21 protein-coding genes are annotated in these 25,125 nt (G+C 64.7%); 18 read left to right on the plus strand and 3 right to left on the minus strand.

Annotated elements, in window-relative coordinates; genetic code table 11:
• Positions 1-53: 53 nt before the first annotated feature.
• From ACVWY6_RS21345 to hisG, 4 genes are read left to right on the plus strand one after another with little or no spacing between them, the layout of a single operon-like run.
• On the plus strand, positions 54-1,265 hold the full coding sequence (locus ACVWY6_RS21345; protein WP_457540755.1) for an acyl-CoA dehydrogenase family protein: 1,212 nt from the start codon (positions 54-56) through the stop codon (positions 1,263-1,265).
• Between the two features lie 49 nt (positions 1,266-1,314).
• Positions 1,315-2,007 carry an HAD family hydrolase gene (locus ACVWY6_RS21350; protein WP_457540757.1) on the plus strand — a complete coding sequence of 231 codons (693 nt, stop codon included), beginning with the start codon at positions 1,315-1,317 and terminating at the stop codon, positions 2,005-2,007.
• Positions 1,991-2,254 (plus strand): phosphoribosyl-ATP diphosphatase, encoded by a 264-nt coding sequence (locus ACVWY6_RS21355; protein WP_030162968.1) that lies wholly within the window; start codon positions 1,991-1,993, stop codon positions 2,252-2,254. Before ACVWY6_RS21350 ends, ACVWY6_RS21355 begins: the two co-directional genes overlap by 17 nt.
• Before the next feature lie 52 nt (positions 2,255-2,306).
• Entirely contained in the window at positions 2,307-3,152 is an 846-nt protein-coding gene (gene hisG, locus ACVWY6_RS21360) for an ATP phosphoribosyltransferase (RefSeq protein WP_023959250.1), read from the plus strand.
• Positions 3,153-3,160: 8 nt separating this feature from the next.
• Here hisG and ACVWY6_RS21365 read toward each other — a convergent pair whose 3' ends face one another.
• Both ACVWY6_RS21365 and ACVWY6_RS21370 read right to left on the minus strand, forming a co-directional pair.
• A complete protein-coding gene (locus ACVWY6_RS21365; protein WP_457540759.1) occupies positions 3,161-3,994 on the minus strand; it encodes a thioesterase family protein in 834 nt (277 codons plus the stop codon).
• Between the two features lie 18 nt (positions 3,995-4,012).
• Positions 4,013-4,954, minus strand: a complete 942-nt coding sequence (locus ACVWY6_RS21370) for a RecB family exonuclease (protein ID WP_370623659.1) — start codon at positions 4,952-4,954, stop codon at positions 4,013-4,015.
• A 108-nt stretch (positions 4,955-5,062) separates the two neighbouring features.
• Here ACVWY6_RS21370 and ACVWY6_RS21375 point away from each other — a divergent pair, with 108 nt between their 5' ends.
• From ACVWY6_RS21375 to ACVWY6_RS21385, 3 genes are all read left to right on the plus strand, one after another.
• Entirely contained in the window at positions 5,063-5,893 is an 831-nt protein-coding gene (locus ACVWY6_RS21375) for a tRNA (adenine-N1)-methyltransferase (RefSeq protein WP_030162962.1), read from the plus strand.
• Between the two features lie 178 nt (positions 5,894-6,071).
• Positions 6,072-7,856 (plus strand): proteasome ATPase, encoded by a 1,785-nt coding sequence (gene arc / locus ACVWY6_RS21380; RefSeq protein WP_457540761.1) that lies wholly within the window; start codon positions 6,072-6,074, stop codon positions 7,854-7,856.
• A 138-nt stretch (positions 7,857-7,994) separates the two neighbouring features.
• A complete protein-coding gene (locus ACVWY6_RS21385) occupies positions 7,995-10,463 on the plus strand; it encodes an FHA domain-containing protein (RefSeq protein WP_457540763.1) in 2,469 nt (822 codons plus the stop codon).
• A 36-nt stretch (positions 10,464-10,499) separates the two neighbouring features.
• On the opposite strand, the gene glgP is transcribed toward ACVWY6_RS21385, so the two are convergent.
• On the minus strand, positions 10,500-13,085 hold the full coding sequence (gene glgP, locus ACVWY6_RS21390; RefSeq protein WP_457540764.1) for an alpha-glucan family phosphorylase: 2,586 nt from the start codon (positions 13,083-13,085) through the stop codon (positions 10,500-10,502).
• Between the two features lie 135 nt (positions 13,086-13,220).
• On the opposite strand from glgP, the gene dop reads away from it, so the two are divergent.
• From dop to ACVWY6_RS21445, 11 genes are all read left to right on the plus strand, one after another.
• Positions 13,221-14,720 carry a depupylase/deamidase Dop gene (gene dop, locus ACVWY6_RS21395; protein WP_030162955.1) on the plus strand — a complete coding sequence of 500 codons (1,500 nt, stop codon included), beginning with the start codon at positions 13,221-13,223 and terminating at the stop codon, positions 14,718-14,720.
• 100 nt (positions 14,721-14,820) lie between these two features.
• Entirely contained in the window at positions 14,821-15,015 is a 195-nt protein-coding gene (locus ACVWY6_RS21400; RefSeq protein WP_023959236.1) for a ubiquitin-like protein Pup, read from the plus strand.
• The gene (prcB, locus tag ACVWY6_RS21405) at positions 15,012-15,830 is read left to right on the plus strand and encodes a proteasome subunit beta (RefSeq protein ID WP_023959234.1); all 819 of its coding nucleotides are present in this window, start codon (positions 15,012-15,014) and stop codon (positions 15,828-15,830) included. Before ACVWY6_RS21400 ends, prcB begins: the two co-directional genes overlap by 4 nt.
• Positions 15,827-16,639, plus strand: a complete 813-nt coding sequence (gene prcA / locus ACVWY6_RS21410) for a proteasome subunit alpha (RefSeq protein WP_062798144.1) — start codon at positions 15,827-15,829, stop codon at positions 16,637-16,639. Before prcB ends, prcA begins: the two co-directional genes overlap by 4 nt.
• A 40-nt stretch (positions 16,640-16,679) precedes the next feature.
• Positions 16,680-18,038, plus strand: coding sequence for a Pup--protein ligase (pafA, locus tag ACVWY6_RS21415; protein ID WP_457540767.1), 1,359 nt, complete (start codon positions 16,680-16,682; stop codon positions 18,036-18,038).
• Between the two features lie 24 nt (positions 18,039-18,062).
• A complete protein-coding gene (locus ACVWY6_RS21420) occupies positions 18,063-19,058 on the plus strand; it encodes a helix-turn-helix transcriptional regulator (protein ID WP_062798145.1) in 996 nt (331 codons plus the stop codon).
• Complete coding sequence (locus ACVWY6_RS21425; protein WP_457540769.1) at positions 19,055-20,020, plus strand: helix-turn-helix transcriptional regulator; 966 nt, start codon at positions 19,055-19,057, stop codon at positions 20,018-20,020. Before ACVWY6_RS21420 ends, ACVWY6_RS21425 begins: the two co-directional genes overlap by 4 nt.
• A gap of 89 nt (positions 20,021-20,109) precedes the next feature.
• Entirely contained in the window at positions 20,110-20,376 is a 267-nt protein-coding gene (gene tatA / locus ACVWY6_RS21430; RefSeq protein ID WP_023959224.1) for a Sec-independent protein translocase subunit TatA, read from the plus strand.
• A 117-nt stretch (positions 20,377-20,493) separates the two neighbouring features.
• On the plus strand, positions 20,494-21,465 hold the full coding sequence (tatC, locus tag ACVWY6_RS21435; protein ID WP_023959222.1) for a twin-arginine translocase subunit TatC: 972 nt from the start codon (positions 20,494-20,496) through the stop codon (positions 21,463-21,465).
• Positions 21,452-24,244: a DEAD/DEAH box helicase gene (locus ACVWY6_RS21440; protein WP_457540771.1), complete on the plus strand. Its 2,793-nt coding sequence runs from the start codon at positions 21,452-21,454 to the stop codon at positions 24,242-24,244. The genes tatC and ACVWY6_RS21440 overlap by 14 nt, the downstream gene beginning before the upstream one ends.
• 135 nt (positions 24,245-24,379) lie before the next feature.
• Positions 24,380-25,111, plus strand: a complete 732-nt coding sequence (locus tag ACVWY6_RS21445) for a DUF4333 domain-containing protein (RefSeq protein WP_457540773.1) — start codon at positions 24,380-24,382, stop codon at positions 25,109-25,111.
• Positions 25,112-25,125 lie beyond the last annotated feature (14 nt).

The following is a 25,125-nucleotide window of genomic DNA, read 5'->3' on the forward strand; positions in this document are numbered from 1 at the left end:
CAGCGTGAGTCGAACTGGTGCTTCTGGCGCGGTCGTGGCCAACACTTCATGCCATGACATCAACTGTTGCTGCTGCCGGAGCCTTCACCGACACCGAACTCGACGATCGTTTTCGTCCGGCCTTCGAAAGCATCGCCGCCGGTGCGACCGAGCGCGAGGTGGATCGAAGGTTGGCATACGAGGAGGTCGGCCGGTTACGTGAACTGGGTTTCGGAGCACTGCGGGTACCCGCCCAGTTCGGCGGGCTCGGGGCCACTGTGCGCCAACAGTTCCGACTTCTCATCGACCTCGCCGCAGCGGAATCGAATCTTCCACAGGCGTTGCGTGTCCACTTCAGTTTCGTCGAGGATCAGCGGCTCGCCGAGGTGAGCGATGCGCGTGACACCTGGCTTCGTGCGACTGCCGGGGGTGTTCTCGTCGGCAACGCGATCACCGAACCGGGTGTCGGTGCCGTGGACCGGTATCAGACTCGCCTGACCCGTGACGGCGACCAGTGGGTGCTCAACGGCACGAAGTACTACAGCACCGGGTCGCTGTATTCAGACCACATATTGGTCGCCGCGGACCAGGACGGCGAACGTGTGTCGGTGCTCGTCGACGCACACGCCGACGGCGTCACCCAGCATGACGACTGGGATGGCTTCGGACAAAGGCTGACGGCCAGCGGCACAACGGAATTCAACAATGTCGTGGTGAGCCCAGACCGTATCCTGGGACCGGGATACGGCGACGCGGGAAAGACCTACGCCACGTCGTATCTGCAGCTGGTGCAACTGGCCGTGCTGGCGGGCATCGCCCAGCGCGCCACCGACGATGCCGCAGCGTGGGTTCGCGATCGGACTCGCTCGTACACCCATGCCGCCGCGGATCTGCCCAGGGAGGATCCGCTGGTGCAGCAGGTCATCGGAAAGCTGTCGAGTGCCGCGTTCACTGCGCGGGCGGCGGTGCTGGCAGTGGCCGACGTCCTCGACGAGGTACTTGTCGACAGTTCGACCGCTCAGGATCCGGAGTTGCTCGATCGCGCCGAACTCGCTGCGGCACAAGCACAATTGACCGTCATCGATCTGGTCCTGGCCGCGACCACACAGCTCTTCGAGGTCGGCGGGGCGTCCATCACCTCCGAGAGCCTGCGACTGGATCGACACTGGCGCAACGCGCGGACGATCTCCACGCACAATCCATCGATCTTCAAGTCGCAGGCGGTCGGGGCGTACGTCCTCAACGGCACCGAACTGCCCTATGCGTGGAGTGCCGGCAAGCGCTAGTGACAGGCCGCGATTTTCTTCCTGAGCCGGCGTCGGCAAGGATGACGTGGTGAGCGATCTACCCGACGCCGTCTTCTGGGACATGGACGGCACACTGCTCGACTCGGAAAAGCTGTGGGACGTCGCGATGGCCGACCTCGCTGCCGACCTGGGCATCAAGATGGACCATGCACTGCGGCAATCGACGCTCGGCAATTCGATGACCGACGCGTTGACCAAGGTGTTCGTGGCCGCGGGTGTGGCCGACGGCGAACGCGACTATCCCGGCCGGGCCGCGTGGCTCCGCGCGCGGGTGTCGGCGCTGTTCAAGCTCGGGATTCCCTGGATGCCCGGAGCTCGCGAGGCCCTCGACCTCATCGGTGAGCAGGGCATCGCGATGGCGTTGGTGACCAACACCGAACGCGAGTTGACCGACGAGGCGCTCGAGACGATCGGGAGACACCGGTTCGAGGCGACAGTGTGTGGCGACGAGGTACCGCTCGGCAAGCCCCAACCTGACCCCTACCTGAAGGCGGCACGGCTGCTCGGCGTCGACCCGTCGCACTGCCTGGCCATGGAGGATTCGCCGACCGGGTCACAGGCGGCCACCGCTGCCGGCTGCGCAGTGATCGTCATCCCGTCGGAGGCGCCGGTTCCCGGTGGTCCGCGTCGCACATTGCGTGAGAGCCTCGTCGGACTGACCCTCGACGACCTCGCCGCGGCGTCCAATGGAACACTTGAGCACCGTGAAGACCTTCGATGAGCTGTTCGCCGAGTTGACCGATCGGGCCGCCACCCGTCCCGAGGGAAGCGGAACGGTTGCCGCTCTCGACAAGGGAGTACACGCCCTCGGCAAGAAGATCATCGAGGAAGCCGGCGAGGTGTGGCTCGCTGCCGAGCATGAGAGTGCGGAGGCGACCGCCGAAGAGATATCTCAGTTGCTCTATTGGCTTCAGGTGATGATGATCAAACGCGGCCTGACTCTCGACGACGTCTACAAACACCTGTGAGACGGCCCTGCGGCCGTCTTCCCGAATCGCCCGTTCCCCGATAGGACCACCCATGCTGCGCGTTGCCGTTCCCAACAAGGGGGCGCTTTCCGAGTCCGCCGCCGAGATCCTCAGTGAGGCCGGCTACCGGCGCCGCTCGGATGCCAAAGACCTCACCGTTCTCGATCCGGCGAACGAGGTGGAGTTCTTCTTCCTGCGGCCCAAGGACATCGCGATCTACGTCGGGTCGGGGGAGCTGGACCTCGGTCTCACCGGACGGGATCTGGCACTCGACTCCGGTGCGGACGTCGAAGAACGCCTTGCTCTCGGCATCGGTTCGTCGACCTTCCGCTACGCGGCGCCGACCGAGCAGCAGTGGTCGGTCGCCGACCTTGCGGGCAAGCGCATTGCCACCTCGTATCCCAACCTCGTTCGCGGTGACCTCGCGTCGAAGGGCATCGAGGCCACCATCATCCGGCTCGACGGCGCTGTCGAGATCTCTATCCAGCTCGGCGTTGCCGACGCCATCGCGGACGTGGTGGGGTCCGGTCGCACACTCCGCCAGCACGATCTGACCGCGTTCGGTGAGTCACTCTGCGACTCCGAGGGAGTGCTGGTGCAACGGGCGGGCGCCGACCGCTCCAAGGCCGCCGACCGCTTCATCGCCCGCGTGCAGGGCGTCGTGTTCGGCCAGCGATACGTCATGCTCGACTACGACTGCCCGAAAAGCTTGCTCGACTCGGCGATCAAGATCACGCCTGGACTCGAATCGCCCACGGTTGCACCCATGGCCGACGACAAGTGGGTGGCCGTCCGGTCGCTGGTACCACGCAAACAGCACCAAAACCTGATGGACGAGCTGTCCGAACTGGGTGCCAAGGCGATCCTCGCCTCCGACATCCGGTCCTGCCGCTTCTGAGCGAACCCCTACACCGGGCGGATGAGTACGGTCTGCGCAGATCGCCCGACCGGCCCAGCGGTGTCGAAGAGATCGGCGAACGTCGCGCCGTAGCCGTTCGGGCCCACAGCCATCTCGGCCGAGATACCCGTCCAGTCTCCGACCGGCTCGCGGTGGAGGTGGACTGTGGTGTCGGTGTTCATGAACGTCCAATCGCCGATCGCCAGTCGCGATCCGACGCCGTTCGCAACGTCGAGCACGGTGAAGAACTTCTCGAGGTCGGTTGTCTCCTCGCCGGCGACAAGCGGCAGGGTCGGACGGACCCAGGCGCGACTCGGGCCGTGTGCGGCTCGGTCGATCAGACGGTGTTCCAGCGTGCCCACGAACCCGACAGAACCCCAGTCCGCGGCATCGAGTGGCCCGACGCCTGCCAGGCCGATCGTCCCTTCGAGCTCGTCCGGAAGCGGCGTCAGTGCCGGCGTGACGGAATGCTCCACCGTGGCGGTGTCGGCCGTGGCAAGGCGCCATCCGGTGGCTCGCGCGGCAATCCGAAAGCTGCCGTCGGGTTGTTTCACCGACAGTTCTGACGCGAGCAGACTGATCTGTCTACCCGGCCGCAGCACGGTCGTCGACACCCGGTTCTCGGTCATCCCGACCGGACCGAGGATGTCGATTGCTATGCGTGTGAACGAATGTGACGCGTCCGGCTCGTGACGCAGCAGTGCTCGAGTCAGCAATCCGGTCGGTGGGCCGCCGTGTTGCAGATCGGCACCCCACACGCTCACCGTGTGTTCGGTGGGTTCGAAATGATCGAATTCGCCGTCATGGCCCAGAGGGATGAAGTAGGCGGGTTGCGCAGACACAAGGGGTGATTCAACCACCTACTCCGACACGGCCTCCGCATGGCTCGTCTCACCCGGCGACGACGGCCATCCGGGGTAGGGAAGCAGCGTCCCGCCGAACTCCGGGCAGTGGGCCTTGTGGTCGCACCACTGACACATCCGACTGCGCTTCGGTGGGAAGTCCCCTGTTGCACCGGCTTTCAGGATGGCCTTCCAGATCGCCGTGAGCGTCTTGGCGAATCGATCGAGCTCGGCCTTCTCGGGTGTGTAGATCAGGCTCTGGCCATCGGCGAGGTAAAGCAGTTGGAGGCGGGCCGGAACGATCCCGCGGAGCCGGTAGATCGCCAGCGCGTAGAACTTCATCTGGAACAGCGCACGTGATTCGAAACTCTCGCCGGGGGAGCGCCCGGTCTTGTAGTCGACCACTCGTACGCGGCCGTCGGGTGCGACGTCGATCCGGTCGACGAAGCCGCGCAACAACACCCGATCGGGGTCGTCGTCGTCCTCGGTCAGGTCCACCTCCACCCGCAATTCACACGATTCCGGTGTGAAGGCGGTTGGATTCTCCAGCGTGTAGTAAGTCGAGATGAGCTTGTGCGCGTCGGCAAGGAACCGGTCGACCTGGTCATCGGGAACCAGGTCGCGTAGTTCGGGCGTCTCCTCGCATAGCGCACCCCACGCGCCGTCCACGAGAAGCTCGGCCGACTCGGGCACCCGCAGTCCAGCCGGCATGTCGAACAGGTTTTCCAGAGCCGCATGCACCACGGTGCCCTTGACCTGGGCCTGGGTCGGGCTCTCCGGAAGTCGGTCGATCGCCCGGTACCGATAGAGCAACGGACACTGCTTGTAGTCACCTGCACGGCTGGGCGAGAGCGCCGGGGCCCGGACCGCCTTGGCAGCGGTGCCGGTCTGCGTGGGCACTCCTCGAGGCGGCCGGCCGGCTGCACTCGTGTCGGGGCACAATTCGGTACTGAGACTCACACCTGGCAGGGTATGCCTGACCAACGACAACAACGATCATTTCGAGTCCGTGGGTATCCGATGCCGCTCAGGTTCAGATCCGCGCATCGAGGGAAGGCTCACCGCCCCATGTCAACAACAGGTCCGTTTGCCGTCGGCGACCGCGTGCAGCTCTCCGACGCCAAGGGCCGGAAGTTCACCGTCCGGCTCGAAGCCGGCAAGAGCTTCCACACTCACAAGGGCGCCATCGCGCATGACGACCTCATCGGGTCGGACGAGGGAATCGTCGTCAAGTCCACATCGCAGACGCCGTACCTTGCGCTGCGCCCGTTGCTCATCGATTACGTGTTGTCGATGCCTCGCGGTGCCCAGGTCATCTACCCCAAGGACGCGGCACAGATCGTGATGGAGGGCGACGTCCATCCCGGATGCACCGTTCTCGAGGCGGGTGCCGGGTCGGGCGCCCTGACCTGCTCGCTACTACGCGCTGTCGGCGAGCACGGCCGGGTCCTGTCCTACGAGGTGCGCGAGGACCACGCCGAGCATGCGGTCCGCAATGTCAACGAGTTCTTCGGCGGACCACCGCCGAACTGGGATCTGACCCTGGCCGACCTGTCCGACCACCCCGGGACTGCCGACGTCGACCGCGTGGTCCTGGACATGCTGGCGCCGTGGGAAACGCTCGACACGGTGCGTCGAGCCCTGAAGCCGGGCGGGGTGCTGACCGTTTATGTGGCGACGGTGACCCAATTGTCCCGAGTGGTCGAGGCGATCCGTGAGCAACAGTGCTGGACCGAACCGCGCGCCTGGGAATCACTGGTACGCGACTGGAACGTGGTCGGTCTGGCCGTCCGCCCCGGACACAAAATGCAAGGTCACACCGCATTTCTGGTGACCACCCGACGCCTGGCGGAGGGTACCGCACCGCCCAGGCCTCATCGGCGTCCCAGCAAGGGCTGACCTGCTTGGTGTAGCGTCGGAAAACCTTGCGGCGACACACTATTAACACATCTACAACACCACGTGCCGCGGGGCGTGAGGCAAGCCGGTCGATTCGCCGGTAACCTCGGGTAACGAGTCGATCGCTAAAACACCACGTGGTGGTGGCGCAGAGTCGACTCGGGGAGAGGAGTCAGAAATGACGGATTCCAGCAACGACGAGCCTCGGCAGAGTCGCGGTCCACAAGGTTCGGCCGCGACCGATGCCGAGTGGGGATCGTCTTCGCGCCCTGCCACCGGGGCCGTCCCCACACCGGGAGGCGGCTCGTACGGCAAAGTCGGAGACGACGACATGCAGGCACGTGTCGACACGCTCACGACGCGCAACGCCAAGCTGCTCGAGACCCTCAAAGAGGCCCGGGCACAGCTCATCGCCTTGCGCGAAGAGGTGGACCGGCTCGGCCAACCGCCCAGTGGCTACGGCGTCCTCCTCGAGATCTTCGAGGACTCGACGGTGGACGTCTTCACCTCGGGCCGCAAGATGCGACTGACGTGCTCTCCCAACATCGATCTGGACACGCTTCGTCGCGGTCAGACCGTGCGTCTGAACGAGGCCCTGACGATCGTCGAAGCCGGGTCCTACGACTCGGTGGGTGAGATCAGCACCTTGCGCGAGGTCCTCCAGGACGGCCAGCGGGCCCTTGTCGTCGGTCATGCCGACGAGGAACGGGTGGTGTGGCTGGCCGAACCGCTGAGCGAGAGTGTGCTCTCGGAGGTCGAGGGTAATCGCAAACTGCGCCCCGGCGACTCCCTGCTCATCGACACCAAAGCCGGCTTCGCTTTTGAGCGGGTTCCCAAGGCCGAGGTCGAGGACCTGGTTCTGGAAGAGGTGCCCGATGTCGGGTACGAGGACATCGGTGGGCTCGGCCGCCAGATCGAGCAGATCCGCGACGCCGTCGAACTGCCGTTCCTGCACAAAGACCTGTTCCGCGAGTACTCGCTGCGGCCACCGAAGGGCGTGCTGCTCTACGGCCCTCCCGGATGCGGCAAGACCCTCATCGCCAAGGCTGTCGCCAACTCGCTGGCCAAGAAGATCGCGCTGGCGCGTGGTGATGATGCCAAAGAGGCGAAGTCGTACTTCCTGAACATCAAGGGTCCCGAGCTTCTCAACAAGTTCGTCGGCGAGACCGAACGCCACATCCGCCTGATCTTCCAGCGGGCTCGCGAGAAGGCGTCCGAGGGCACCCCGGTCATCGTCTTCTTCGACGAGATGGACTCGATCTTCCGTACCCGCGGTTCCGGCGTCTCTTCTGACGTCGAGACCACAGTCGTGCCTCAGCTGCTCAGTGAGATCGACGGTGTGGAGGGTCTCGAGAACGTCATCGTCATCGGTGCCTCCAACCGCGAGGACATGATCGATCCGGCCATCCTGCGTCCGGGTCGCCTCGATGTGAAGATCAAGATCGAGCGTCCCGATGCCGAATCGGCGATAGACATCTTCTCCAAGTACCTGGTCCCGACACTGCCCGTGCACCCCGACGACATCAACGAGTTCGGCGGGGACCGTGCGGCGTGCGTCAAGGCGATGATCGAGCGGGTCGTCGAGAGAATGTACGCAGAGAGTGACGACAACCGCTTCCTGGAGGTCACCTACGCCAACGGCGACAAAGAGATCATGTACTTCAAGGACTTCAACTCCGGAGCCATGATCCAGAACGTGGTGGACCGCGCCAAGAAGTACGCCATCAAGTCGCAGTTGGAAACGGGCCAGGGAGGCCTTCGGATCCAGCACTTGTTCGATTCCATCCTCGACGAGTTCGCTGAGAACGAAGACCTGCCGAACACCACCAACCCCGACGACTGGGCGAGGATCTCGGGCAAGAAGGGTGAGCGGATCGTCTACATCCGCACACTGGTCACGGGCAAGAGTTCGGGTGCGAGCCGGGCGATCGACACCGAGACCAACACCGGTCAGTACCTGTAACACCTCACGCAGAGTCAGGAGCGGTGGGGACGAAGTCGAGACTTCGTCTCCACCGCTCTTCTGTCTCCGGACGGCGGATGCCCGTTTGCCTGCACGAACCGCGTCGCCGCGGTCGGGGCCGTCTACAGTGATGCGTTAATGAACGCATCGCCTACGCCGCTCCGCATTTGGGTAGACGGCACCGAGCAGCGCCTGAGACAGGCCGGACGCTTCACCATCGGGCGCACCCCGGACAATGACATACCGATCGTCCACCCCATGGTCTCGCGCCACCATCTGGCCATCGAGTGGGCGGGCGACGCCTGGCGAATGGTCGATGTGGGCAGCACCAACGGTTTCTACGCGGACGGCGTGCGGCTGACCGGCATGATGCTGTCGGGCAACCATCGAATTCGTGTGGGCGACAACGTGGCCGGGCCGCTGGTCGACATCGCGGTGGTGCAGCCGGCTTCCGGCGGACATGCTGGGCCGGCCCAGTACCGGTCGGCCCCGATTCCACACCGCGGTGCCCAGCCACCCCCTCGAGCGAATCCGTCGCCCATGCGATCGGCACCCCCAGGATTCAGTGGGGCCTCAGCGGCGCCACACCTGCAGGCACTGCATCAGAACATGTCGGCGGTCTACCAGATCAGTCCGGACGGCCACATCAGCCCCCAGGCCGGCTCCGGGCGGCGAGAGGCCATCGACATCGGGGCTTCGGCACGAATGAGTATCGGCCGCACCCCGGACAACGACATCGTCGTCAGTGACGTTCTCGCTTCGCGTCGCCATGCCCAACTGACCGCGACGCCGCAGGGGCTGGTCATCGAGGACCTCCGATCGGTGAACGGCACCTACGTCGACGGCCGGCGGATCAGCAGGCAGCTGCTCACCGAGGGCAGCGTGGTCACCATCGGGAACAGCGACTTCGTGGTCCAGGGCGGCACGATTGTCCGGGGACAGTCACAAGCCGCGGTCGCAGACGGTCTCCACGTGCAGGCGATCGGGCTGAACATCGACGGCAAACAATTGCTTCACGAGGTCGAGTTCGCGGCCGGGCCCGGGAGCCTCACCGCCGTCATCGGACCTTCTGGGGCGGGTAAGTCGACGGTGTCGAAGATCGTCGCCGGCGGGGCGAACCCGTCCACCGGAACCGTCACCTTCGAAGGCCGCAGTGTGCACGCCGAATACGAGGCGCTGCGCACGCGCATCGGAATGGTGCCACAGGACGATGTGCTGCATCGACGGCTCACCTTGCGACAGGCGCTTCGCTACGCAGCTGAACTCAGATTGCCACCGGACATGAGCACGGCCGACCGCGACAACGTCATTCACGGCGTATTGGCCGAACTGCAGCTCATCGAGCACCTCGACACCAGGGTGGACAAGCTGTCCGGCGGGCAACGGAAACGGGCGTCGGTGGCGATGGAGTTGCTCACCGGCCCATCTCTGCTCATCCTCGACGAGCCGACCTCTGGGCTCGACCCCGCGCTGGACCGTCAGGTCATGTCGACTCTTCGCCGACTGGCCGACGCCGGACGTGTGGTCATCGTGGTGACGCACTCCTTGACGTACCTGTCGATGTGTGACCAGGTGCTGTTGCTCGCTCCGGGCGGCAAGACCGCCTATTGCGGCAGTCCTGGGGCAGTCGGCCCGGCGATGGGCACCGAGGACTGGGCTGAGATCTTCGCATACGTCGCAGAGCAACCGGACGCCGCTCACGAGCGCTATCGGGCCCGGAATCGACGCCCGCCGGCCAGATCACCGAGTCGGCGGGCCGGGTCGCCGATACGCCCGCCCCAGACCAGTGTCACGCGCCAGACGTCGACGGTATCGCGACGACAAGTTCGGCTGATCCTGGCAGACACCGGTTACCTGGTGTTCTTGGCGCTGCTGCCGATCGTGCTCGGGCTCCTGTCGCTGGTGATCCCCGGCACTGCGGGCTTCGATGTGAACAGCAGTGCGAGTCTTGGTGAGACAGTCCAGATCCTGGTCGTGCTGGTGGTCGGGGCGAGTTTCATGGGCGCGGCTCTGACCGTGCGTGACCTGGTCGGGGAGCGGGCCATCTTTGTCCGGGAACGGGCAGTGGGGCTTCGCCCCGGCGCCTACCTGCTGGCCAAAGTCGTGGTCTTTTTTGTCGTCTCCGTGCTGCAGTGTGCGGTGATGGTCGCAATCACGTACGCGGGCAAGGGAACTCCGGGGCCTGGCCTGTTCACCGCCGGTGCCCTCGAGTTGTTCGTCGCCATCGCCTTCTTGGGATGCGTCAGCACGCTGATCGGACTCGCCATCTCGGCGGCGGTCCGGTCGAGTGAACAGACGATGCCACCACTCGTGGTGGTCGTGATGGTGCAACTCGTCTTCTGCGGCGGGTTGTTCCCTCTCGCCGGGCGGGTCGGCCTCGAGCAGTTGTCGTGGATCTTCCCGGCCCGGTGGGGGTACGCCGCTGCCGCGAATGCCGTTGACCTGCGCGCTGTCTCACCGTCCTCGCCGTCCACACAAAAAGAGACCATCTGGGACCAGACGGTTGCCAACGCCGCCCTCGCCTTTGGCGCGATGACGGTGATCGCGTTGATCCTCGCCTGGTTCACCTACCGCCGCCTGGTCTTGAAGAAGAAGTCTCTGTCTTGAAGAAGTAGCCTCTCCGGCCGACGGCGGCCTTGCGGCCTAATTGGCGAATGCCACCTTCGCGAGTTCGGCAGTGTTGGTCAGCAAGGGATGGGTGGGCATCACTCGCACGGTGTATCCCACCGGTCCTGTCATCGGAAGCGGTACGGCGACCTCAAAGATCGTCGAATCGTCGGACAGATTGCCACCGGAGCTCACCGACATCGTCGTGGTGACGACCTGCGACAAGTTCTCCTCCTCATCGACCCGACCCACCACGGCCTGGACCAGCACCTGTTCCGGACTCAGACCGGCGAGGTCGACATGAGCGCTGATCGTCATGGTCGAGCCGAGCAGGGGAGTGTCGGGCAAACCGGCTGTGTCGACGTGGCGCACCCTCACCGAAGGCCAGGCCTCGTCCACCTGCGCACGGAATCCGGACAGTTCGCGGGCTCCGGCGAAGTCGTTGTCCGACACCGCGTGGCCAGAGATGGCCGCCGGCGCGTAGAACTGCTCGGCGTAGTCGCGGACCATTCGCGAGGCCAGGACCTGTGGCCCGAGGGTATGCAACGTGTGGCGAACCATCTCCACCCAGCGGGTGGGGACCCCGTCTGGCCCCCCGTCATAGAACTTGGGCACCACCACGTTCTCGAGCAACTCGTACAGTGCGGCTGCCTCGAGATCGTCGCGCCGGACTTCGTCGGTGACGCCGTCCGCTGTCGGGATGGCCCATCCGTTCTCGTTGTCAGACATCTCATCCCACCATCCGTCGAGGATGGACAGGTTCAACCCACCGTTGAGTGCCGACTTCATGCCAGAGGTACCGCACGCCTCCATCGGCCGTAGCGGATTGTTCAGCCACACATCGCATCCGCCGTACAGGTATCGAGCCATCGACATGTCGTAGTCAGGCAAGAACACGATCCGGTGCCGCACATCGTTGGCGTCGGCGAAGCGAACGATCTTCTGGATGAGTGCCTTGCCGCCCTCGTCGGCCGGATGGGCCTTGCCCGCCACCACCAGTTGCACCGGACGTTCTTTGTCGAGCAACAGCGCTTTGAGGCGATCGGTGTCGCGCAGCATCAGGGTGAGCCGCTTGTATGTCGCCGCCCGTCGAGCGAAACCGATGGTCAACACTCGCGCGGAGAACACGCCGGCAGTCCAGCCCAGCTCGGCGGCCGAGTAGCCGCGCTCGAGGCCCGACTTGCGCAGGCGCCTGCGGACCTCGGCGATCAACTCGGTGCGCAGTTCATTTCTGGTCTTCCAGATCTGCTCTGCCGGAACATCTTTCATCGCGGCAAGCGCGTCGGTCTCGGTGAGACCGCCTGACTCGCCGTCAGTGGCCAATTCCGCCCAACGCCGCGACGACCACGTGGGTGCGTGCACTCCGTTGGTCACCGATCCGATGGGTACCTGGGCCGCGTCGAAGCCTGGCCACAGTGGACCGAACATCTCGCGACTGACCGCCCCGTGGAGTTTGGACACACCGTTGGTGCGCTGGCCCAGCCGTAAACCCATGTGCGCCATGTTGAACACGGTCGGGTCCTTCTCCCGGCCGAGTTCGAGGATCCTCGCCAGTTCGATCCCGGGCAGCAACGTCGACTGCCCGCCGTCGTCGCCGAAGTAGCGGCGCACCATGTCGATCGGGAACCGGTCGATTCCGGCCGGAACCGGTGTGTGCGTGGTGAACACGGTCGATGCCCGCACCGCGGTGAGGGCCGTGTCGAAGTCGAGCCCGGCGCCGGCCGGACTCACCAGCTCGCGAATCCGCTCGGCGCCCAGGAAACCCGCGTGCCCCTCGTTCATGTGGAAGACGTCGGGGTCGGGCAGAGCGTTGATCCGGGTGTACTCCCGTACCGCGCGCACTCCACCGACACCGGCGAGGATCTCCTGGTTGATCCGGTGTTCCTGATCGCCTCCGTAGAGCCGGTCGGTGATCATCCGGAGATCTGTGTCGTTGTCGGGGATGTCGGAATCCAGGAGCAGTAGGGGGATTCGACCCACGTCGGCAATCCAGACCTTGGCGTGCAACACGCGGTTGTCGGGCATGAGAACCCGCACTGTCACCGGATTGCCCTCGGCGTCGAGCACCGCTCGCACAGGTAGGCCTTGGGGATCGAGGTTCGGGTAGCGCTCGGTCTGCCATCCGTCCGACGTCAGCGACTGACGGAAATATCCGTAGCGGTAGAGCAGGCCTACCCCGATCAGCGGCAAGCCCAGGTCAGAGGCGGCTTTGAGGTGGTCGCCCGCGAGGATGCCGAGACCACCGGAGTAGATCGGCAGCACTTCCGACACACCGAACTCCATCGAGAAGTAGGCGATCGAGCGGGGGAAGCGATTGCCCGAGGCCACCTGCTCCTGGAACCAGCGCGGTCGGTTCAGATAGTTCTGCAGATCGGACGCCAACTCGTCCAGGCGACGAAGAAAGCCGTCGTCGGCGGCAAGTGCGGACAGCCGCTGCGGTCCGACATCGGCGAGCAGCCGCACGGGATCTTTGCCGGTCGCCCACAGATCCGCATCGATCGATGCGAACAGATCTTGGGTGGCCGGGTGCCACGACCATCGAAGATTGGTCGACAATTCGGCGAGGGCTGAAAGGGGCTCTGGGAGGTGGGCGCGGACGGTGAAGTGGCGCAGTGCTTTCACCGAGCAAACCCTACCCACGCGACAGCGGGTTCGCGACCCCCGAGAACTTGTGTACATCAGCTCGTCATCAGACGGCCGGACAATTCGACGGGAGCGCTCGGTATGGGCCCGGCGACCCCCGGCTACGCTCGGGGAATGCAGCGAATTATCGGAACCGAAGTCGAGTACGGAATCTCGGCTCCGAACGATCCCGGTGCCAACCCGATCATGACGTCGACGCAGGCGGTCCTCGCCTATGCAGCGGCCGCCGGGGTGCCCCGCGCCAAGCGCACTCGCTGGGACTACGAGGTGGAGTCGCCGCTGCGCGATGCACGCGGCTTCGACCTCGGTCGCAGTTCGGGCCCGGCACCCATCATCGACGCCGACGAGGTCGGCGCGGCGAACATGATCTTGACCAACGGCGCACGGCTCTACGTCGACCATGCCCATCCCGAGTACTCGGCGCCTGAGGTGACCGATCCACTCGACGCCGTCATCTGGGACAAGGCGGGGGAGCGCGTGATGGAAGCGGCCGCGCGGCATGTCGCCAGCGTTCCAGGGGCGCCGAAACTACAGCTCTACAAGAACAACATCGACGGAAAGGGTGCCTCCTACGGCACCCATGAGAACTACCTGATGGCCCGGTCCACGCCGTTCACCTCTGTGATTACCGGACTCACCCCGTTCTTCGCCTCCCGGCAAGTGATCACCGGATCCGGCCGCGTCGGTATCGGCCAGTCCGGTGACGATGCCGGGTTCCAGCTGAGCCAGCGCGCCGACTACATCGAGGTCGAGGTGGGTCTGGAGACGACCCTCAAGCGCGGCATCATCAACACCCGTGACGAACCACACGCCGACCCCGAGCGTTATCGCCGGCTGCACGTCATCATCGGCGACGCGAACCTGGCCGAGACCGCGACGTACCTCAAGGTGGGCACTGCCTCACTCGTGCTGGATCTGATCGAGGCCGGTGTCGAACTGGGTGACCTAGAACTGGCCCGCCCCGTCCACGCCGTACACGTCATCAGCCACGACCCGACGCTGCAGACCACGGTCGCGCTGGCCGATGGGCGAGAGATGACCGCGCTCGCGATCCAGCGGATCTATCACGAGCGCTGTGTCGCCTTCCACGACAAGAACAACAGCGATGACCTCAGGGCCAAAGACGTACTCGACACGTGGGCCGACGTCCTGGACAAGCTCGAACGCGATCCGATGGAGTGCGCAAACCTGCTCGACTGGCCGGCGAAACTGCGCCTGCTGGAGGGTTTCCGCAACCGTGAGGGCCTGGCCTGGTCGGCACCCCGGTTGCAGCTGGTCGATCTGCAGTACTCCGACGTCCGTCTCGACAAAGGCCTCTACAACCGACTGGTGGCGCGCGGTTCGATGAAGCGGCTGACCACCGAGCAACAGGTGATGGACGCCGTCGGCAATCCGCCGGAGAACACCCGCGCGTACTTCCGCGGTGAATGTCTCAGGCGGTTCGGCGCCGACATAGCCGCCGCCAGCTGGGATTCGGTCATCTTCGATCTGGGCGGCGAGTCCCTGGTCCGCATCCCGACCCTGGAGCCGCTACGAGGCAGCCGCGCGCACGTCGGGGAACTGCTCGATTCGGTGAACTCGGCCGCCGAACTCGTGGAGCAGCTCACGAATTGAGGATCTGGCACGACTCGTATATCCCGAGCGGTGTCGGCTTTGAACGGTAGTGTGAATATACGGACGGCCCCGGCGGGGCCGTGTTCTGAAGGAGGCAGCGATGGCGCAGGAGCAAACCAAGCGTTCAGGCGGTAACGACGACGACAACGATGCCGGTTCGGATTCGGGCGCGGGTCAAGAGCGTCGCGAGAAGCTGGCCGACGACACCGACGACCTGCTCGACGAGATCGATGACGTGCTCGAGGAGAACGCCGAAGACTTTGTGCGCGCCTATGTCCAGAAGGGCGGCCAGTGACCGATCGAATCCAGTCACTTGGTCAGGACATCTCGTCGTTCTCCGACTACCTGCGTAACCACGCGCCAGACCTGTTGCCGGTCAACCGGTTTCCCGAGGGGGTAACTGCGAACATCCCGCACGGAACCACCATCGTCGCCATCGCGTATCCGGGTGGCGTGGTGTTGGCCGGCGACCGCCGAGCCACCGCGGGCAACATGATCGCCAGTCGCGACATGCGCAAGGTGTTCATCACCGACGACTACTCGGCGGCGGGCATCGCCGGCACAGCGGGTGTCGCCGTGGAGATGATCCGGCTCTTCGCCGTTGAACTCGAGCACTACGAGAAGATCGAGGGCGTCTCGCTCACCCTCGACGGCAAGGTCAATCGACTTGCCTCGATGGTCCGCTCCAACCTCCAGGCGGCCATGGCCGGACTCGCAGCCATCCCACTGCTTGTCGGTTACGACTCCGATGCGATCGACCCACAGCGGCCGGGTCGCATCTTCTCGTTCGACGTCGCGGGGGACCGCCACGAGGAACACGGTGGGTTCCAGGCGATCGGGTCGGGCTCGGTATTCGCGAAGTCGGCCATCAAGAAGCTGTATCGGCATGACCTGACCGCCTCCCAAGCTCTCGAGATCGCTGTCGAATCGCTGTACGACGCGGCCGACGACGACTCCGCCACCGGTGGTCCCGACATGGTCCGGGGGCTGTACCCGACTGCCGCGGTGGTGACCGCCGAAGGTGCAGCTGAGGTGTCCGCCGCCCAGATCGAAGAGGCGGCCCGATCGGTGATCACCCGTCGCTCCGCCGTCGAAGGGACGCAGTCATGACGTTCCCGTATTACGCCAGCGCCGAACAGATCATGCGTGACCGGTCAGAGCTGGCACGCAAGGGTATTGCCCGGGGCCGCAGCGTCATCGCTTTGACCTACGCCGACGGAGTGCTCTTCGTCGCCGAGAACCCCTCCAACACGCTGCGCAAGGTCAGCGAGATCTATGACCGGATCGGGTTTGCCGCGGTCGGCAAGTACAACGAGTTCGAGAGCCTGCGCAAGGCCGGTATCCAGCACGCCGATATGCGCGGCTACAACTACGACCGTGCCGACGTGAGTGGGTTGTCGCTCGCCAACGCCTACGCCAACACACTCGGTTCGGTGTTCACCGAGCAGCCGAAACCGTTTGAGGTCGAGCTGTGTGTGGCCGAGGTGAGCCGGCCCGGAAAGCCGGGCCCGTCCCAGCTGTACCGGATCACCTATGACGGGTCCATCGTCGACGAGACGCGGTTCCTCGTCATGGGTGGCGCCACCGAGGCGATCTCGGCGTCCATGAAGGACGCCTACGACGGGAACGCCGATCTACGAGGCGCGTTGGCCTCGGCGATCAAGGCGCTCGAAACCCCGCCTGCGCCCAACGGTTCGAGCACCGGATCGGGCTCGAGCACCACAGTCGCCGCCGAACCGCGCAAGCTCGAACCGGGCGACCTCGAGGTGGCAATCCTGGATCACGGACGGCCTCGACGAGCGTTCCGACGGCTGACCGGAACCGCCTTGGTGGACCTGTTGCCAGAACGTCCTTCCACCGACTCCGATGGCGCCGACGGCGCGACCGGTGCCGGTGGCTCCAATGGAACCGAAAGCTGAATCCGTACCCACTCGGACACTCGGCGGTAGGGTTGAAATCGTGCAGCGACGAATTATGGGTATCGAAACCGAATTCGGTGTCACATGTACTTTTCATGGGCACCGCCGGCTCAGTCCCGATGAAGTCGCTCGGTATCTGTTCCGCCGGGTGGTGTCGTGGGGCCGTTCATCGAACGTGTTCCTGCAGAACGGGGCACGGCTCTACCTCGATGTCGGTTCGCACCCCGAGTACGCCACTGCCGAGTGCGACAACCTGCAACAACTGATCGAGCACGACCGTGCGGGCGAACTCGTACTCGAAGATCTGCTCATCGACGCCGAACGTCGATTGGCCGACGAGGGTATCGGTGGGGACATCTACCTGTTCAAGAACAACACCGACTCCGCAGGCAACTCGTACGGCTGCCACGAGAACTATCTGGTGGTGCGTGCCGGTGAGTTCTCGAAGATCTCGGACGTCCTGCTCCCGTTCCTGGTCACCCGGCAATTGATCTGCGGCGCAGGCAAAGTCTTGCAAACGCCCAAGGCGGCCACATTCTGTCTGTCGCAGCGCGCCGAGCACATCTGGGAGGGTGTCTCATCGGCCACCACCCGCAGCCGGCCGATCATCAACACCCGCGACGAACCGCACGCCGACGCCGAGAAGTATCGCCGACTGCACGTGATCGTCGGCGATTCGAACATGGCCGAGACCACCACGATGCTCAAGGTGGGGTCGGCGGCTCTGGTCCTCGAGATGATCGAGGCCGGCGTCGCCTTCCGTGACTTCGCCTTGGACAACCCGATTCGGGCGATTCGCGAGGTGTCCCACGACCTCACGGGACGTCGCCCGGTTCGCCTGGCCGGCGGCCGCCAGGCCAGTGCCCTCGACATCCAGCGGGAGTACCACTCGAGAGCCGTCGAGCACCTGCGCACCCGTAAGCCAGATCAGCAGATGACCCAGGTCGTCGACCTGTGGGGCCGGATGCTCGACGCGGTGGAGCAGCAGGACTACGCCAAGGTGGACACCGAGGTCGACTGGGTCATCAAGCGCAAGCTGTTCCAGCGCTACCAGGACCGCTACTCGATGGATCTGTCCGATCCCAAGATCTCTCAGCTGGACCTGGCGTACCACGACATCAAACGAGGTCGCGGCGTCTTCGATCTGCTTCAGCGCAAGGGCCTGGCCGCGCGCGTCACCACCGACGAGGCCATCGCCGCGGCGGTGGACACCCCGCCTCAGACCACGCGCGCCAAGCTTCGCGGCGACTTCATCGCGGCTGCGCAGAAGGCCGGCCGCGACTTCACCGTCGACTGGGTGCATCTGAAACTGAACGACCAAGCGCAGCGGACGGTGCTCTGCAAGGACCCGTTCCGCAATGTCGATGAGCGCGTCGATCGCCTGATTGCCTCCATGTAGCGAGGCCGACACTAAGCTGTCCGGGTGGCGATCAATAAGGTTGAACGATTGATGAACCTGGTCATCTGTCTGCTGGCCACCCGGCAATACCTCTCGGCCGACCAGATCCGCAGTAGTGTCGCCGGATACCAGGACTCCAAATCCGACGAGGCATTCAATCGGATGTTCGAGCGGGACAAGACCGAGTTGCGTGATCTCGGCATCCCGCTGGAGACGGGACGTAGTTCTGGGTTCTCGCCGGTCGACGGTTACCGAATCAACCGCGAATCCTACGAGCTACCCGACATCGACCTCGACACCGATGAGGCCGCCGCTGTCGCGTTGGCCGCCGCGCTGTGGGACACCCCGGAATTGGCGGCCACCAGCAACAGCGCTCTGATGAAGTTGCGGGCCGCAGGTGTGCAGATGGATTCCGAATCAGCGTTCGATGCGGGCGCCACGGCGATCCACTCGAGTGCCCCTCGTGGGATCGGGTCGCCAGAAGTCCTGGGAACGTTGCTGGCCGCTCTCGAGGAGAGCCGGCCGGTGCGGTTCGAACATCGCTCATCGCGCACCGCGCCCTACGTCACCCGCACGGTCGAACCGTGGGGAGTGGTCACCCATCAAGGTCGGTGGTATCTCGTCGGCCACGACCGCGATCGCGGACAGACCCGCACGTTCCGATTGACCCGTATCGCAACGGTCTCCCCGTTCGGTAAGCCCGGCGACGTCGCACGGCCCGGAGATGTGGATCTGCGAGCCATCGTGGGCGCGGCCGTCGACCGTTCGGGTCCTGCGGTCACGGCCCATGTGTGGGTCGCCGCGGAGCGAGCCGCCGGGCTGCGGCGGATGGCCAAAGGCGAGGAGCCTGGCGATCACAACGGCCGACAGGGGTCCGTCCTCCAGATCGAGATGAGGTCGGTGGACGGATTGACCCGCCAGGTTCTCGCAGCGGGAACCGACGCGGTGGTGATCGATCCCCCCGAACTACGAAACACCGTGGTCGACGGTCTGAAAAGCCTTGCAGGAGTGAGCTCATGAGCTCGGGGACCAGTCGGCTCACCCGCCTGCTCGTGATGGTGCCGTACTTCTTGGCAAACCCTGGGGTCAGCGCTGCGGAAGCGGCTCGCGACCTCGGCACGACGCCGAAGCAGGTGATGGACGACCTCAATCAACTGTGGATGTGCGGACTACCGGGGTACTCACCCGGCGACCTCATCGATCTGTCGTTCACCGAGGACAGCGTCGAGGTGACCTTCTCTGCGGGCATCGACCGACCGCTCAAGCTCACCGCGGCCGAAGCCGCACCTCTGCTGGTGGCCCTGCGCTCGCTGATCGACGCATCGGGCGTGGTGGATGCTGCTGCTGCGCGGCGGGCGATCGCGAAGATCGAGAACGCGATGGGTACACCGATAGGGGAAGCCGTCACCGAGACACCGACCTCTGACTCCGATCCGGCCGAGTCGCCTGCGGTGATCGCCGTGCGGGATGCAGTTCGTCGGCGTCATGCCGTGCGTCTGCGGTACTACTCCGCATCCCGCGACGAGGTCACCGAGCGGGTCGTCGACCCCATCCGCATCCAGGCAGTGGACGGTCGCGGATACCTCGAGGGCTGGTGCCGTTCCAGCGGGGGTATCCGGTTGTTCCGGTTCGACCGGATCGACGAGGCATCGGTACTCGACGAGGTGGCTCGGCCACCGGCGACCGCCGAGTCGGACCAGACGCTTGCGCTCTTCGAATCCGACCCCACGTTGCCGCAGGCGGTGATCGAGATCGATCCGGAGGTGGTCTGGGTTCTCGACTATTACCTCATCGAGCCGGTCGATCCTGACGGGATCGCCGGTTCGGATCAGCCGGTGCTGGCAACGATGACGTACGGGTCAGCCGATTGGCTCACCCGGTTCGTTCTCGGTTTCGGTGGCAAGATCAAGGTGCTCAATGCCGACGAGATGGCCGCGGATATCCAGGCCAGGGCAGCTGCAACGCTGGCGATGTACAGCTGAGCAATTGCCGAGCGTCGGCACTCACACGTCGACTGCCCGGTTTCCGGGTAGCATCGCAGACATACTCGATTGGGAGAGGTAACCGCACCATGAACGCATTACAGCCTTGGCACATCATCCTGGTGGTGGTCGTTTTTCTGATCCTTTTCGGATCAAAGAAGCTTCCTGACGCCGCGCGCGGACTGGGCAGGTCGATGCGCATCTTCAAGAGCGAGGTCAAGGAGATGCAGAACGACGGCAAGTCGGACACGGAGACACCCCCGACGACCGCCGCGACGCCGGACCCACGACAGATCACCACGGGAACGGACGCTGCTTCGGCCACCAGCACCGAATCCGAACGCAGATCTGCCTGAGCGTTTCCACCGCCGTACGGCCGGCACAGGACGACGACCTCTTCATGGACCACACTGCGGACCGGAGAGGTCGCTTTCTGTTCGGCGCACCTCTCACTGACCTGAATAGTTCACACCGTGCGCATTCCTCTTGACCCTCGGCGCCGCAAGCGCAAGGTGAACCCCGACGGAACGATGTCGTTGGTGGACCACCTGCGTGAATTGCGGACCCGGCTGCTGATCTCGGTGGCCGCGATAGCACTCACCACGATCCTCGGTTTCGTGTGGTACTCCCATGGCTTCCTGGGCATCGACTCGCTCGGCGATCTCCTGCGTGAGCCTTATTGCAACCTGCCGGAATCCTCCCGCGCCAACCTCACCGGCGACGATGCCTGCCGTCTTCTCGCGACCGGTCCGTTCGACCAGTTCATGCTGCGATTGAAGGTGGCGTTGACCGCTGGGTTCGTGATGGCGTGCCCGATCTGGTTCTACCAGCTGTGGGAGTTCATCACCCCGGGCATGCATGACAAGGAACGCAAGTACGCGGTCTCGTTCGTCAGCTGCGCGGCCCTGCTGTTCCTCGCCGGAACCGTACTTGCCTACCTCGTCATGACCAAGGCGTTCGAGGTCCTGCTGACCATCGGTGACAACGTGCAGATCACAGCGCTCGCCGGCGACCAGTACTTCAACTTCCTGCTGCATCTACTGATCATCTTCGGCGTGAGTTTTGAACTGCCGTTGTTGATCGTGGCCCTGAACATGATCGGCGTGCTCAGCTACGAGCGACTCAAGGCCTGGCGTCGCGGACTGATCTTCGGCATGTTCGTGTTCGCCGCGTTCTTCACACCGGGCTCTGATCCGTTCACGATGCTCGCCCTGGCAGGTGCGTTGACGATCCTGCTCGAGATGGCCATCCAGATCGCGCATCTCCACGACTACCGCAAGGCCAAACGTCAGGAAGCCGAATGGGGAGACGTCAGTGATGACGAGGCCTCGCCGATCGGCGGCCCGACGGGATCAGTACCCGCTTCCGGCCCGGTCGAGCGCCCCGCGCCGGTGTCGACGGCCCCTTCGATGAGCGGAGCCGATCACTTCGATGACACTCTCTGAGGCGCAACTCGAGCTGGACACGTTTGCGGGGCGTCAGCCATTTGCCCTCGATCCGTTTCAACGTGATGCCTGCTCGGCGCTCGCCGACGGACACGGCGTCCTGGTGTGCGCGCCCACCGGCGCAGGTAAGACGATCGTCGGCGAGTTCGCCGTGCATCTCGCCCTGGCCGCCGGCACCAAGTGCTTCTACACCACCCCCATCAAGGCGCTGAGCAACCAGAAGTACGCGGATCTGGTCCGGGCACACGGTGCGGAGTCCATCGGTCTGCTCACCGGCGATTCGTCGATCAATTCCTCGGCACCCGTGGTGGTCATGACCACCGAGGTGTTGCGGAACATGATCTACGCCAATTCACCCGCGCTCGAACGTCTTTCGCATGTGGTGATGGATGAGGTCCACTTCTTGGCCGACCGCTTTCGCGGCGCGGTGTGGGAAGAGGTCATCCTGCATCTCGCTCCCTCCGTCCGCGTGGTGAGCCTCTCGGCGACGGTCAGCAACGCCGAAGAGTTCGGTGCGTGGATTCAAACCGTCCGTGGGGACACCACGGTGATCGTCGACGAACATCGGCCCGTGCCGCTCAGTCAGCACATGCTGGTCGGTAACCGACTCTTCGACCTGTTCGATCACCGTGATGCCGCTGCACCGAACAAGAAGCCGGCGGTCAATCCAGAGCTCACCCGCTACATCCGGCACCGCGAACTCGCGGCGCGCCGCGACGACGACTTTCCCCCACGCGGACGCGGTCGGCGCGGACCTCAACGTGGTGAGGGGCGCCGCGGGGGCGTTCCGAGACCGGTTTCCCGGCCCGACCTCATCGCGCGTCTCGATCGTGAAGGTCTGCTGCCCGCAATCAGTTTCATCTTCTCGCGAGCAGGATGCGAGGGTGCACTGAGCCAGTGCCTGCGTTCAGGCCTCCGGTTGCTCGAGCCCGACCAGGCCAAGCAGGTCGACGTCATCGTTGACAAGTACGTCGCCGAACTCTCGGCAGCGGACCAGGACATCCTCGGCGTTCACGCGTGGCGCGAAGGTCTCACGCGAGGGTTCGCCGCCCACCACGCCGGACTGCTGCCCGCGTTTCGTCACGCCGTCGAAGAGTTGTTTGTCAAAGGTCTCGTCAAAGCCGTGTTCGCCACCGAGACACTGGCTTTGGGGATCAACATGCCGGCACGATCGGTCGTCTTGGAACGGTTGATCAAGTTCAACGGCGAGGCGCATGTCGACCTGACGCCCGGGGAGTACACCCAGCTGACCGGTCGAGCCGGGCGTCGAGGGATCGACATCGAGGGCCACGCAGTGGTCGTGTGGACCGACGATCTCGAACCGACGCGCGTCGCAGGCCTGGCTGGTGCCCGCACGTTCCCGTTGCGCAGTTCTTTTGCGCCTGAATACAACATGGCCGTTAACCTGATCGGGCGGCTGGGCTTGGCCGGTGCACGAAATCTGCTGGATCGATCGTTCGCACAGTTCCAGGCGGACAAGTCGGTGGTCGGTCAGGCCAGGCAGATCGACACCGCGCGCCGTCAACTGCGCAAGATCGAGGTCGAACTGGAAGGCCGCGCCGAGGGCCGCGGCCTCGACGAAGGCATCGACGGGTTCCTGGGTTACACCAGGTTGCGCGAGCAGATCCGGTCGCGAGAGCGCTCGCTCAAGTTCGAGTCACGGATGGCCTCGCAACAGAGCACGGTCGAAGATCTGTCCGCACTCAAGCGTGGTCAGGTCATCGGCCTGCACGGTGGCCGGCACCGAGGGCTCGCGGTGGTTCTCGAACCGGCGACAGACATTCGCGATCCCAAGCCGCTTGTGATCTGCGAGGACGCCTGGTGTGGCAGGGTCGGTCCCCGCGACTTCCTGAACCCGCCCCAGGTGCTCGGCAACATGCGGCTCGCCAAGCAGATCGACAGGCGTACGGGGCGCGGTCGACGAGACCTCGCGTCCGCGTTGCGGTCGTCGGGCATCGACATGCCCCGCGGTAAACAGGCGAAGCGCGCCCGCGCGGCAGATGATCGTGAATTGAGTCGTTTACGTAGCGAACTGCGCAACCACCCGGCACATCAGATACCTCAAGACGACGAACTCTTTCGGTTGGCCGAACGACGAAACCGGGTTGCGCGTGAGATCTCGGCGCTCGAAGAGTCGGTTGCCCAGCGGACCTCGACGTTGTCGATCAACTTCAACCGCATCGTGGCGGTGCTCGTCGAACTGGGGTACCTCGAGAAGGCGGACTCGGAGGGCGAGCTGAACATCACGTCGGCTGGCGACACCCTGAGCCGCGTGTACAGCGAAAGCGACCTGCTGATCTGTCAGAGCATCAGAGACGGGTTGTGGGATGACCTGGGTCCGTCCGAACTCGCGGCTGTCGCATCGTCGGTGGTCTACGAATCCCGGCGCGACTCGTACGGTGGCGCCGAACTCGTGACCGGAGTGGTCAGTGTGCGCGACGCACTGCACCGGACCCACTCGGCCTGGCACGACCTGACCCGCCTGGAGATGAAGCATCTCGTGGAACCCACCCGCGAGCCGGACGCCGGGTTCGCCACGGCGATTTATCTGTGGGCATCGGGGCGAGGCCTCACCGAGGTGCTCGCGGCGGCCGGGGAGCGCGGCACTTCACTTCCGGCCGGTGACTTCGTCCGATGGAGCCGCCAGGTCATCGACCTGCTCGAACAGATCAGAACCGCCGCAAGCCTGCAGACGTCCGGGCAGTCGCGTCTGACCCGTTCCGCTTCTGCGGCCATCGCCAGCATCCGAAAAGGCGTGGTGGCCGTCGAACTCGGCTGAACCGTGCGCTCCGACCGGTCTACCTCTGCGTTTGCCGGTCGCGTCTGCTGAACCGTTCGATGGGTGTGCGGTATGTTCGGGGTCGGTAATTCTGGCACCGCGAGTTTCCACGGTGCGGACAAGCGGAGGGAACACATGAGCGGGCCCAACGACCCCAACAACCCCGGATCGCCTGAACAATGGCAGCAGGGTCAGCAACCGGGCCCGTGGGGTCAACCGACACAGGGCCCGCCACCGGGGCAGGGGTGGGGTCAGCAGCAGCCGCCGCAGCAGTACCCGCCCCAGCAGAACCCGGGTCAGCAGAACCCGGGTCAGCAGGGGCCCGGCCAGTATCAGCCGCCCAACTACCCGCAGCAGGGCGGCCACTACGGCCAGCCGCAGGGACAGCCGGGCAACTACGGCCAGCCTCAAGGTCAGCAACCCGGTTACGGCCAGCCTCAGGGCCAGTACGGACAATCCGGTCCGTACGGGCAGCCCGGGCAGTACGGACAGCCGGGACCGGGCGGCTCGGACCAGTTCTCGGCGATGGCTCAGCCGAAGTCGGGAAAGAAGCTGCCCCTCATCATCGGGGCGTCCGTGGTGGCGTTGCTCGCAGTGATCTTGGCCGTCACAGCGTTCCTCGCACCCGGATTCGCCGTCACGAAGGTACTCAGCCAGGAGGCGGCCCAGGAGGGTGTCAAAACCGTTCTGGAGAACGACTATCAGGCAGAGGGCGTCGAAAACGTCAAGTGTCCCAAGGACAAAGAGATCAAGAAGGGCGACAGCTTCACCTGCACGGTGACGGTGAGCGGCGCCAAACAGCAGGTCAAGATCACGTTCCTCGACGATGACGGCAAGTACGAGGTGGGTCAGCCGACCGCCGGCTGATGCCTGCGGTCGCT

The sequence above is a fragment of the Williamsia sp. R60 genome (genome assembly GCF_054063855.1).